The organism is Streptomyces sp. NPDC004435 (assembly GCF_042873895.1).
Lineage (GTDB): Bacteria > Actinomycetota > Actinomycetes > Streptomycetales > Streptomycetaceae > Streptomyces.
In genome coordinates, this window is record NZ_JBIAMB010000016.1 from 198,631 (window position 1) to 210,297 (window position 11,667).

General features: G+C 69.2%; 8 protein-coding genes. 6 read left to right on the plus strand and 2 right to left on the minus strand.

Annotated features, from left to right (window positions below; all coding sequences use genetic code 11):
• Positions 1–42: 42 nt before the first annotated feature.
• The 3 genes from ACFYT9_RS27325 (at position 43) to ACFYT9_RS27335 (ending at position 4,195) form a co-directional block, all read left to right on the plus strand.
• Positions 43–735 (plus strand): TnsA-like heteromeric transposase endonuclease subunit, encoded by a 693-nt coding sequence (locus tag ACFYT9_RS27325; RefSeq protein WP_389168269.1) that lies wholly within the window; start codon positions 43–45, stop codon positions 733–735.
• A gap of 65 nt (positions 736–800) precedes the next feature.
• Positions 801–3,155 (plus strand): integrase, encoded by a 2,355-nt coding sequence (locus ACFYT9_RS27330; RefSeq protein ID WP_389168271.1) that lies wholly within the window; start codon positions 801–803, stop codon positions 3,153–3,155.
• The gene (locus tag ACFYT9_RS27335; RefSeq protein ID WP_389168272.1) at positions 3,152–4,195 is read left to right on the plus strand and encodes an AAA family ATPase; all 1,044 of its coding nucleotides are present in this window, start codon (positions 3,152–3,154) and stop codon (positions 4,193–4,195) included. Before ACFYT9_RS27330 ends, ACFYT9_RS27335 begins: the two co-directional genes overlap by 4 nt.
• 99 nt (positions 4,196–4,294) lie before the next feature.
• Here the strand turns inward: ACFYT9_RS27335 and ACFYT9_RS27340 are convergent, their stop codons facing one another.
• Positions 4,295–6,658: a Helicase associated domain protein gene (locus tag ACFYT9_RS27340; protein ID WP_389168274.1), complete on the minus strand. Its 2,364-nt coding sequence runs from the start codon at positions 6,656–6,658 to the stop codon at positions 4,295–4,297.
• Positions 6,659–6,895: 237 nt separating this feature from the next.
• Between ACFYT9_RS27340 and ACFYT9_RS27345 the strand changes: the two genes are divergently transcribed.
• Positions 6,896–7,948 (plus strand): TniQ family protein, encoded by a 1,053-nt coding sequence (locus ACFYT9_RS27345; RefSeq protein ID WP_389168276.1) that lies wholly within the window; start codon positions 6,896–6,898, stop codon positions 7,946–7,948.
• Positions 7,949–7,997: 49 nt separating this feature from the next.
• On the opposite strand, the gene ACFYT9_RS27350 is transcribed toward ACFYT9_RS27345, so the two are convergent.
• Complete coding sequence (locus ACFYT9_RS27350; protein ID WP_389168277.1) at positions 7,998–8,756, minus strand: hypothetical protein; 759 nt, start codon at positions 8,754–8,756, stop codon at positions 7,998–8,000.
• Between the two features lie 192 nt (positions 8,757–8,948).
• Between ACFYT9_RS27350 and ACFYT9_RS27355 the strand changes: the two genes are divergently transcribed.
• The gene (locus ACFYT9_RS27355) at positions 8,949–9,662 is read left to right on the plus strand and encodes a hypothetical protein (protein WP_389168279.1); all 714 of its coding nucleotides are present in this window, start codon (positions 8,949–8,951) and stop codon (positions 9,660–9,662) included.
• Positions 9,663–9,664: 2 nt separating this feature from the next.
• Positions 9,665–11,662, plus strand: coding sequence for a hypothetical protein (locus ACFYT9_RS27360; protein WP_389168281.1), 1,998 nt, complete (start codon positions 9,665–9,667; stop codon positions 11,660–11,662).
• The last annotated feature ends 5 nt before the right edge of the window (positions 11,663–11,667 follow it).

Sequence of the window (11,667 nt, forward strand, 5' to 3'; positions counted from 1 at the left end):
GTTCGTCGTGACGAGCGGGGACGGGAGGTCACGAGGCCTGTCGTGCAGGCGGCGGGCATCGAGATGGTGGGCGGGGAGCCGGTGTGGGTTCCGCGGCGGCATCCGTCCGAGCGGAGCATTGTCACGTACTGGTGGTCGGCGACGACCGGCGGGCATGTGGGGTGCCGGTCGCTGGACCGGCTGTCGGTGGCGATGCTGCTGGATTTCCATCCGAATGTTGTGGAGTTCTCGGCGTGGACGGCGCGTCTGCAGTGGCGTGAGCGGGGTCGTGTCCGGTCCCTTGTGCCGGACTTTTTCGTGCGTACGCAGGCGGGTGAGACGGTGGTGGTGGCCTGTCCTCCGGCGAAGGGGCCCAGCAGCAGGTGGCTGCGGCAGCAGGAGGTGCTGCGGGAGGCCTGCTCCGAGGCGGGGTGGCGACTGGGGTCTCCCCGGCTGCCTCAGCCTGTCGCCTTGGCGAACTTGCGCTGGGTCTCTCGCTACCGGCATCCCCGCATGGGCGATGCGGGGATGGAGCGGGCGCTGCTCGATGCGTTCGTCAGGCCGTCCGGGCTGCTGAAGGGGGTCGAGAACTCAGGGCTGCCGGTGCTGGAGGCGCTGCCTCGTCTGTATCACCTGATGTGGCGCCGTCGGCTGAGGATGGACTGGAGTGTTCCGCTGGGGCCGGCGACGGTGATTCGCCGGGGCGGGGGCGCCATGCCGTCGATGCGGCCGTTCGAGTTCGGAAAGCCGTCATGATGGGCCGGGCGGCTGTTTCCGGAGCGGTGTCGCGTGGGCATCATGGTCTGCTGTCGTGCGGGGACATGGTGCGCTGGCGGGGCGAGCGGTACTCGGTGGTGGTGCTGGACGGGGTGATGGTGCATCTGGCGCCGCGGCCGGGAAGCGGGCTGCCTTTGGTGGTTGTTCCGGTCGGGCTTTTGGCTTCGGCCCGTGACTTCGCTGTCCTGGACACTGAGGGCCGGCCGGTGGAGCACCCCCCGATTGCTGATTTCGGTTTGATGGAGGGAATCAGTGCCGAGGCCGAACGCGAGGCCCGTATCTGGGAGCGGCATGTCGTGGAGGTGGCGACCGGGCTGTTGCCCGGGCAGGCTGAGGACGCCACGCCTCGGCCGGGGTACGCGCCGGATGAGTTCACGCTGATCGAGCGGTACAGGACGAAGGCGGCCGAGCTCAATGCGGTGCTGGACTTCGACGTGTCGTGGCACACCGTTCAGCGCAAGCGTCTGCAGTACGAGAAGAGCGGTGTGTGGGGGCTGGTCGACAAGCGGCGCACCCGGATGCCGTCGCTGTACGGGCGGTGCGATCCGCGTGTGGTCGATGTGCTGTGGCAGCTGGTCCGGGAGCGTGAGGGCAAGGTTGCGATCACCGGGTCGGCGCTGTTCACGCTGGTGCGCCGCACGGTACGCCGCGAATTCGGGGCCGCGCTGAAAGTTCCGCCGGATACCACGCTGTACAAGCTGCTGGACCGGATCGGGATCAAGGTGACGGACCTGCGGTCCGCCTCGCGTCGGAGGCCGGGTGCGGGCAACACGCCCGCGCCGCCATACGGGACGTCGACCGCGGTGGCACCGGGTGAGCTGGTGCAGGTCGATTCCACGGAACTGGACGTGAAGGTTCTGGGTGATGACGGCCTGGCGACATCGGTCGAGCTGACGGTGATGGTGGATGTCGCCACCCGCTGCATTCTGGCGGCGGTCCTGCGCCCCAAGACCTCCCGGCACCGCCGGGCGCGCAAAGGCTCGCAGCGTCTGGGGCTGATTGCCTCGCCCAAGAGCCCGGGGCGTGCCACGAAGGCAGTGGACGCCACTTTGCTGCTGGCGCAGTGCCTGGTTCCGCTGCCGATGCGGCCGGGCTTCTCTCCAGCCGCGCACGCTTCCGCGTCTGACCTTCCCTACGAGGAGTTGGTGGCGGCGGACGAACGCATGTTGCGGGCGGCGAGCCGGCCGGTGATCTTTCCGGATCTGATCGTCATCGACCACGGTTCGGTGTTCACGGGAACGGCGTTCTTCGACGCCTGCGCCTACCTGGGTATCTCGGTGCGCCCCTCCCGCGTCCGCACGCCGACGGACAAGGCGATCGTCGAGCGGACGAACGGTTCGATCAAGTCGCTGTTCAGTCAGTACGTGAACACCTACACCGGCAACAGGCCCGGATACCGGGCGAAGACCGTCGACGGAGAGATGCTGTTCACGCTTGCGCAGCTCGATGACATCCTGCAGGAGTGGATCGTCCTGGGCTGGCAGAACCGTGTCCACGACGAGCTGCGCAACCCCTACGATCCGAATCTTCCCGCGCTCACCCCGAACCAGATGTATGCCGCTACCGTGCGGGCGGCCGGGTATCTGCCGGTCCCGCTGGGCCGGGACGACTATCTGAGGCTGCTGCCCACCGCCTGGGTGGGGGTCAGTGACGAGGGCATCCGGTTCATGAACCGTGTCTATGAGAACGCCGAGGGCAAGCTCGATCCGTACCGCAACCGCCGGTCGGGGCTGGGCGGGAAACGCCGGGGCGGCTGGCAGGTGCGCTACAACCCCTACTCCCCCGAGCATGTGTGGCTGTACGACCATGAGAAGAGGCAGTGGGTCGAGGCGACGTTCCGGCATCAGCATCTGATCGATGCGCCGTGGACGCAGTATCTGTGGGACATCGCGACGACCGAGCATCTGGCGCGTGGTGGCCGCAAGGATGATGACGACTCCATCGCCCAGGCTCTGGCCGAGCTCCTGGAACGTGCCGGGCAGGGCCCGCAGGAGATGACCGCTGCCGTGGTCCCGGACGGCTGGGGGCCGCTGTTTCCTCCCCCGGCCGCGGCGGCCGTGTTCGACCCCTACGCTGCGGCGGGCACCTCTGGTGCGGAGCAGAGCCTGGGGGAGATGGATCTGCCCGACGACGGCATGTACGGGCTGCCCGGCCCGTCCGATCTGTCACGGCGCTCGCTGGACGGCGGCGATCCGCTGTTCCTGAGGACCACGCCTGCGGGCGGGGGGACGTGGAGCGCCGAGGCAATGGCCGCGTTCAAGGACAGCTACTTCGACGGCCTGCCGCCCCTGGACGCCGACAGCGCCCCTTCCGCCGGGCCCCCCGGTGAGCCCGGGCTGCCGGGTCCCGGCGGTGACCTGTTCGATCTTTCCGACCCCGATCTGGAGGACTGGGAGTGAAACGGCCGAAAATCGGCGACGAGGAACTGCGTGATCTGGTCGGCGGACCGGATCAGCTGCGCCCGCCCGCTCCGGAATGGTGCGACACCCTGACGAACTGGCGCGCCTCGGTCGACCGCGTCCTTGATCCGCCGGATCTCGCCGACTGCGCTCCGCTGGGCACCGAGGTCAGCCCGGACGATCCCCGGTTCGTGTTCCACGGCAGCATGCGCCCGGTGGAGACGCCGGCCATCAAAACGGCCCGGCTGGTGGTGAAGCGCCAGCTCTACGCCAATGCCAAGAGGACATCGGGGCGGCTCGGTGTCATCGTCCAGGGCCCGTCCGGCACCGGGAAAACCTCGCTGGTGCGGTACGTGGGCCGGGATCTGGAGGTGCGGCTGAACGAGCGCTACGGCCGTAACGACGACCGGATCCCGGTCGTCGCGCTCAGTGTGCCGGACAAGGGCCGGGGAGGAACACGGAACTGGAGCGGGGCCTTCGCCCGTTTCCTCGGGCTGGAAGGGTCGTTGGGCAGCGACCCGACCGATTCGATCTGCTACGTGATGCGCCACTGTCACACCCAGCTCGTCCTCATCGACGGCATCCACCGCCTGCAGCACGGCGCCGATGTGAAGCAGACCTTCGCCTACCTCGAGCACATCAGCGACGAGACCGGAGCCACGTTCGTCTACTGCGGCCGCAACAGCCGCGCCATCGTCGACCCCTACCTGCGCGACAGCGAAACACCCCGGGACAAGAACGAGGATCCTTGGGGCGACCACCCCGTCCTGATGACCAGCCGCCTGGGCTACGACCAGGAAGGCAAGGACCGCTTCCGCCGCATCGTCAACGAATTCGACAAGGACCTGCGGCTCTACCATCACCGAAGCGGCGACCTGACCAGCCTCTCCCCCGTCCTGCACGTGCGCAGCAAGGGCTATCTGCGGGCTCTGTCCCAGATCATCTGCCAGGCGGCCCAGGAGGCCATGCTGTCCGGCGAGGAACGCATCAGCGAAGAGCTGCTCGACACCCTCACGGTCGGACGAGTCGTCCACATCTGACCACCCGCTCCGGTCCGGTCCCGCCGGTGGCGTGTCGGCGGCGGGACCGGACGGTGCCCGCCGGCACGGCACGCGGGTGCTCCGCCCGCGGATGAGAGGTCAGGGCCGGGCCCGGGTCGTTGTGCTGGTGTGGTCCGCTGAGGGTGTGCGGCGGGTGCCCAGCTGCGGGTCCCACACCATATGCACACGCTCCAGGGCCTGGCGTTGTTCCTCGGTCAGGCTCGTGGGGTCTTTTCGGATCTTGTGGATCCAGGCGCCGAGGCGTACGGGGTGGTCGTTCCACAGGATCTCGACGTGTCTGGCCGGGACGCTGAGGCGTCCTTCGCGGGTGAAGTAGGCGACTGCCGCCTGGAGGTGCTCGCGGAACTCCTGGTCCCGTTCCGTGCCGCGGGGGCCGTGGTAGATGCTCTCAGCGTAGGGGCCGAGGTGGATGGCGAGCAGGAGTTCTGCCTGGGCGGGGTGCAGGGTGTGGAAGTGGTTGCGCTGGCGGCTGATCCACTGGCCCAGAGGAACGCCGTCGGGGGTTTTGTAGGCGTTGGGGACGTGCGCGTTGCCGTGCTGTTCGACATGGGTTTTGGCGTAGGCGTAGAAGCGGCGCCAGGTGACGGTGAAGGGCGGGTTCCACCAGGGGTCGATGTCGGTGAGGGTCTGTACTTGGGCGGGGGTGAGAAGGCCGGCTTTTGCTTTGCGTCGGCATTCGGCGATCCAGCGGCCCACGCGGTGGCCGCCGTGCGTGGCGTCGTGGGGTGGTGCGAGGTGTCCGTGCTGGGCGGCCCAGGCCCGGGCGTGGTCCAGCATGCGGGGAAAGTCGCCTTCGGGTGGGAGCCACAGCATGCCGAGGGTGTCGAGTGCGGTGCGGTGCTCGGGGCTGAGCCGGCCGATGGTGTGCCGGGTGCGCTGGTTGCCGATCCACTCCCCCAGCGCGAAGCCGTCCGGGTCTGTGTAGTGGGCGGGCACGTCCAGGTGGCCGTAGGTGTCGTGGTAGGAGGTGGCGCTGGTGTGGGCCTGGTCCCAGTCCCCTGTCGGGGGAAGGGTGATCTCCAGGCCGAGGACGTGCGCGATCTCCAGGGCGCGTTCGGGCAGGTGGTAGTGGACTTTACGCGTAGGACGGCTGGTGGAGCCGCTGGAGTGCGGCATGGCGACACGGTCGAGGAAGGTGTCGTCGTGGGCGCGCAGGGCCTGCAGGATGTTCCACAGGCCGCCGAACCTGGTGCCGGCCAGGATGTCGTGGGCGCTGGCGCCGTCGGGCAGGTAGACGGGGATGACGAGGGTGGCTTTCTTGCCCTCGCCGGGCTGCTGGCGAAGGGCGCGGCCGATGGACTGGATGGCGTCGATGACGCTTTTGCGGGCGGCGGCGAAGACGACGGCGTCGATGGCGGGAATGTCGACGCCTTCGTTGAGGACACGCACGTTGCTGAGGACCGCGCGACCGCTGGTTGCGTCGAAGTCCTGGAGCAGGCGTTGGCGTTGCCAGGTGCGCTGTGTGCTGTCGACGGCGTGGGACCACAGGTCGGGGATCGTCAAGTCGCCTGTCACCTGGGAGGCGGTGCCGGGAAGGGCTCTGGCGAAGGCGTGGGCGGCGGCGATGCGGTTGTGGAAGACCAGGACGCGCCGCAGGTCGTGGTCGGCGATGGCACGCAGCACCGCGACATGGAGGGCCGCGGTGCGCAGTCCGTTGTGGTGGCTGGTGCCGGCGGGCGGTGCGGTGAGGATGGTGCGCAGGTCCATATCCTCAATGACCGGCATGACGACGCGGTAGTCGGCGAGGATCTTGCGTTCGATGGCGTCGGCCAGGCCGAGGCGGTAGACGGTGGGGCCGAAGATGTCGACGCGGTCCATGGTGGCGTCGGGCAGGGACTCGAACAGCGAGGACAGCACGTTGGCCGGTGCCGGGGTGCGGAAGATGCGCGGGGTGGCGGTCATGTAGAGGCGGAGCTTCGCCGGGATCTGGGCGTCGTCGTGGATGACGCCCCATCCTTTGCCCGAGCGTCGCGTGGCGCGGTGGGCCTCGTCGATCACGACCAGGTCCCACGCCGGTATCCGGTGCTGCTCGTGGACGTGCCGGATGCGGTGCAAGGAGCCGTAGGTGACGAAGACGGTCACCGGGCCGCGGGCCCGCCCGATCAGCTGGGCGGCAGCGTCCGGGTCGGTGGTCATGATCGCCTGCTCGGGTCTCAGGCCGCTTGTCGTCTGCTTCATTGACGAGACGCCGATCGCCCTGCCACCCCGGCCCGCCTGGCGCCACCTCTGGATGGTCTGGACGAGGAGCTGCAGGGTGGGGACGACCACCAGGACGTGGCCATCCTTGGCGGTCTGGTCGGCGATGTGGGCGGCGGTGAGCGTTTTCCCCGTGCCGCAGGCCGACACTACGGTGGCGCGGCGCTCGCCGGATGCGAACGCGGCCAGGGCTGCGTCGGCGGCTTCGGTCTGGTGCGGGCGCAGGCGCGGCAAAGCGGGTGTCACGTGGGTTCCTCGGGATCGCTGCCGGGCGCCCTGCCTGGGCCCCGGTGTGTGCTGGCGATGCACCGTATGAGGCGGGTCCAGCGGGAGGTCGGGGATCTTGGGAATCCGGCCGGATATCGCTGGTGGCGCGGGGAGTCTGAGACATTCTGCGGTTGTCTTCAGGCGAACTGGAGTGGGGTGAGGGGGCTGAGGCGGGTGGCGGCGAGGAAGAGCACGGGGCGTCGGAAGGCATGGAGGATGCCAGAGCGTCTGCCTCGGCAGGCGCGGCTGATCACGGATGAGTCGACGGGGTCGTTCCTCGGCCGCCTCTCGCAGCTCAACCACATGCCGCTGGACGACCTGATGGGCCTCGTCGGCGAGGGCGGCAAGGCGATGCAGCCGCGGTACACCGAGGTGTACCTCAACCCGGGCGCGCTCGAGCGGCTGGCGGCGCTGGCCGGGCGGGGCCCGGAGGTCTTGCAGCGGGCGCTGCCCAGCCTCGCTCCGCATCGCCTGCTCGAGGCGGGGCCAGGGCCGGTGTGGAGGTGGCCGCAGTGGGAGGCGAGGGACGTCTTCCTCGTGCGGGCGTGTGATCTGTGTGCTGCGGCCAGGCGGCATCCGTCGGATGTGTACCTGGTGTCGGTGACCCGGTGGAGGGTGTGTGCCCGGCATCACCGGTGGCTGGACAACCTCCGCGAGGACGGTGCGACCTGGCTGCCGCTGCGGAACGTGCCCGACGTGGTTCGGGCGCACCGTGACCGGGTGGGTCTGGAGCGCAGGCTCGGTGCCGGGGGTCGTGCCCTGTTCGCCGATGCCCTGCACATCACGGCGTTGTGGTGGAACATCCCCGCGCTGAGCCCGCCGGTGTGGGAAGCGCGCGGGCGGCTCCTGGGCGAGGAGGCCGGCGGTGACCTTCGTCTGGCGCCGCTCGTGTCCTATCCCGAGACCATGCGACTGGCGTGGATGCTCGCGGCCCGGGAACGCCGCCGTATGCGGGGGACCTGGAGCGTCGAGCACGACAGGGCGTGGCTTGCTGCCGTGGGCGCCGTGCTGGAGGAGTGGCAGATGCCCGCGGATCTCGCGCTGGCGCCCGTGGAGATCTGGATGCAGCATCACAGCATCCCTCCGCTGCACCGGAGCGTCAGCCGGCCGGTACAGGGCAAGTGGCGCCGGCTGCCCGCGCCGCAGCCTCACGAGGACGCCGCATCAGGCACTCATCTGGAACGGATCACGTGTCTGCCGTGGCGGTTCGGCGACGAGCCCCCGGAAGCGGACGAGTCGATGGTCTGGTCCGTCGCGGGTCGAGCCTGATGGCCTGGGTGCGGACGTCTGGGGCGCGGAGGACGCGGGGAACCGGCTCTCACACGGGGGCCTGCTCGGGGTCGGGTGCGGCCCAGATCGACACCATGGGGATGGGGTCGCTCGGCTGGGCGCCTGGGCCCCAGCCACCTATGACGGTGACGCCCGGTGTGCTGGTCCGCGGACCGGGAAAGTAGCCGCAGCGAAGTCCGAAGAAGACCGGGGTGGGCAGACCCGTCCGGTCGAATCGGATGAGGGGACCCGTAGTAAGCCAGGGGTGTTTGGCGCGCATGGCCTCCTCATCGGTGCCGGAGAACAGGGCGACGTTCAGCTTGGACGTACCGCCCTCGCCCGGAGCAGGCACGACGAGATCGAGATCGGGCGCCTGTGTGGAGGGGGTTTGGACAAGCGGCAGGCCTGAGAGGTCGAAGCAGGTGATGGTAGCGATGTGGCCGCCAGAGGGGTCGTGGAGAGGCCGGCCCGTCACGGCGGGGAGCCGGTTGTTCTTTGCTCGAGGCCCGATGTAGACGTGGGTCTGTCCACTGCCGTGCAGCGACATCTTCAGCTCATCGAACTTCGCGTCCCTGTGGCGCTCCGCCTCGACGTTGACGCTCTGGTCTGGCGCCACGGCCGGGGTGAGGGAGCCGTACGCGGTCCATCCCTCGCCCACATACGGGCGTATGTAAAGACTCGCGTCGCCCGGGTTCGTCGCTGACGCCCAGGACAGGTGAGCGACCTGAGCGAAGGCACCGTCGTGGGCCGCGATGATGCGTACGGACTCGATGCCGTGGGCGGGGAGCCCGGCTGATGCGGTGGTCATGGGTGCACAACCTAATCCGTGTTCCGCGGGGGTGGGGACCTGACGGATGTGTGGGGTGTCACCGGCACAGGGTCCACTGCAGGGTCGCGGCTGGAATCAGTGGCTGGAAAGAGACTTGGGGTGCAGGAGGTCTGTCCAGATAGCCGATTGTGATCGGCTGCTGTCGGTGGGCTGGGATCATCACGTGCACACATGCAGGGAAAGGAGCTGATGGCTTTGGCGGACGGTGTACGCCGGGCGAGCCGGTGGCAGGATGCGGTGCGGCTGCTGCTCCTGATCGACGCGTCGGCGAAGCCTGTGTCCGGAGACCTGCCGGCTCCTGCCGCTGCAGTGGGGGTGGTGCGGACGCAGGTGCGTCTGCAGAAGCTGGATTTCTGGCTGCGGTATCCGGACTATCTCGCCTTCGAGCTGATGAACGAGTACGAGGCGCATCCGGATGATTCCGGCCTGCTGGATCTGGCTGAGGAGATTCTTGGTTCCGAGGAGCCGGACCTTCGACGGTTTCCGATGCTCAGGCATCGATTCGGGGCCTTTGAGGAACTGGATGAGGCGTTGGCTCCGCTGGTGGAGAAGGGCCTCATCAGCAAGACGCAGATCCTTGGCGCGAACCGTGTGGCGGAGCATGTGTACTTCCTGCTGCAGCGTGGACGTGAGGTGGCAGGTGATCTGACGGGCGAGGCTCCGGCACTGGAGTGGTACGTCACCCGCACCAAGCAGTTGGTCGCGCTGGTCGACGGGCTGGGTGGGACCCAGCTGAAGAACCGCCAGTACCTGTTGAAGGACTACGCCGACACCGTGATCGGCCGGCATATCGCCCCTATCACCGACCAGGCACGCGAGCGGCTGGCCCGCCTGCGTGCCGGGTCGCCTGCTGCCCTGCCCGCTGCGGACGAGGAGACCTCGTGATCATGTCTGGTTCCGATTCCGGCCCGCTGGCGCCGGGCCCTGGAGAGCTGCTGGAAGAAGTGGCGGGCCTGGTCGGTCTGCGGCCCGAGCAGGTCGAGGAGGCGCTGCGCGAGGCGTCCATCACACTGAAAGGCCCGGTGCCCGCCGACCGGCGCCTGACTGTGCTGCGGCTGCGGCTGAGCGGACTGAAGCACTCGGGCGACGGATTCGACTTCGAGCAGTCCTTCGGGCCGGGGGTGTGGGTCATCGCCCACCCCGCCAACAGCGCGGGCAAGACGAGCCTGCTGGAGTGCCTGGTGTGGCCGCTTCGCGGAACGCCTCGTGATCTTCCGCCCGATGTCCGGTCCTGGCTGCGGACACTGTCGGTCGACGTGATGGTCGCCGGCCGCCCCACACGGATCTCCCTTGAGTTCACGCCCGCGGCCCGTCCGGCAGCCACGTGCCGCATCTGGACGGCCGGTACCGAGGACGAGCTGCTGGATTCCGCCGATGAGGACCTGCGCCTGGTCGCCGAGGCATCCGGTCTGGAGGACACCGGCCGGGTCATTTCCGGTCACCTGATGGACGCCCTGCGCATGGACCACATCACCATGTGGCAGGGCAAGGGCGGTGCTGACGGCGAGGGCGCCGCGCAGGTCCACGGCTGGGCTTCGTACTTCGGGGCGTGCTACCTCAACCCGGGTGGCGAGGAGATCCTCCTGGGTGACGTCAGCGCGGTCGGGTTGCCGGGCCGGCTGCTGGAGCTGTTCGTCGACGTCCCCTACAGCACTGCCCTCACACAGCTCGCGGTCGCCGGCAAGCGGGAGACGAAACTGGTGCGCCAGCGGGAGCGGCGTGCGGAGGACGACGCGGTGGCGCGCAAGTCCGACCGGGACGCCTGGCAGCGGGAGCTGACGGCACTGCAGAGCACCATCGCGGAGCTGCGGGAGGAACAGGGACGCGATGTGACACCTGTGCTGGCAGCCGCGGACCGGGCCGGTGAGCGGCTGCGGGACCGGGTGGAGCAGCTGGACGGGCTCGAGCAGGCTCTGGCGGAGCTGACGGCGGGGCGAGTCCGGACGCAGCAGGCGTTGATGGACACGCAGGAGACGTGGCAGGCGCGCCGTGTGCTGGGGCGGCTGGACCCGGTGTGCTGTCCTCGGTGCGAGGAGCCGCTGGAGGCGGAGCGGCGCGTCCAGGAACGGCAGAGTGCGTCGTGCGCGGTGTGCACGAGAACGCTGCCGGAGGTAGATGCGCAGACGGCGGAGGCGGCGCTGGAGCAGCTGCGGACGCAGCTGTCCGCGGCTGAGACGGCGGAGGGCAAGGCGCGGGATCTGCGGGATGCCGCCAAGGCGGAGGTCGAGCAGGCGAAGGCCGCGCAGAGGTCGGCTCATGCCGCTCTTCAGGATGTTCTTGCGGTGTCCGGGGCGCACCGCAGACTGCGGGAGCTGGAGCTTCAGGCAGCGGTGCTGCAGGGGCAGCTGGCCGCCACAGGCCTGCGGCCGGGAGCGGTGCCGGCGGACGGGGCGGGTGCCAGTTCGGCGCTGGGGACGGCGCACGAGGTGGTGCGCGCGCATGTCGAGGCGGCAGCGCGACGGCTTTTCCCGGCGATGGATGCGCAGATCGTGGAGCTGGCTGCCCGGTTCGGTGTGCAGCACCTGGACAGTGTCCGGTTGAACCGGGCGGGGCAGGTCAACGCCGTCAAGGCGGGTGTGGCGACGGCGTTCAAGCGGCTGAGCCGCGGGGATCGGCTGCGGATGCGGATCGCGACGGTCATTGCGCTGCTGCGGGTGGGCGCTGCGCGGGGTGTCGCCACGCATCCTGGTCTGCTGTTGATCGACTCGGTGGCAGCGGAGGAGGTGACGGAGGTGCCGGCGCGCACGCTGATCGCCGAGTTGCAGGCTCTGTCGGAGGAGTTGCCCGGTCTGCAGGTGGTCCTGACCACGGCGCAGCCGGAGCTGGTGGAGGGTCTGGTGCCCTGTGAGCGCCTCATCACCAGCAGTGGGGAACATTTGTTCTAGCATGG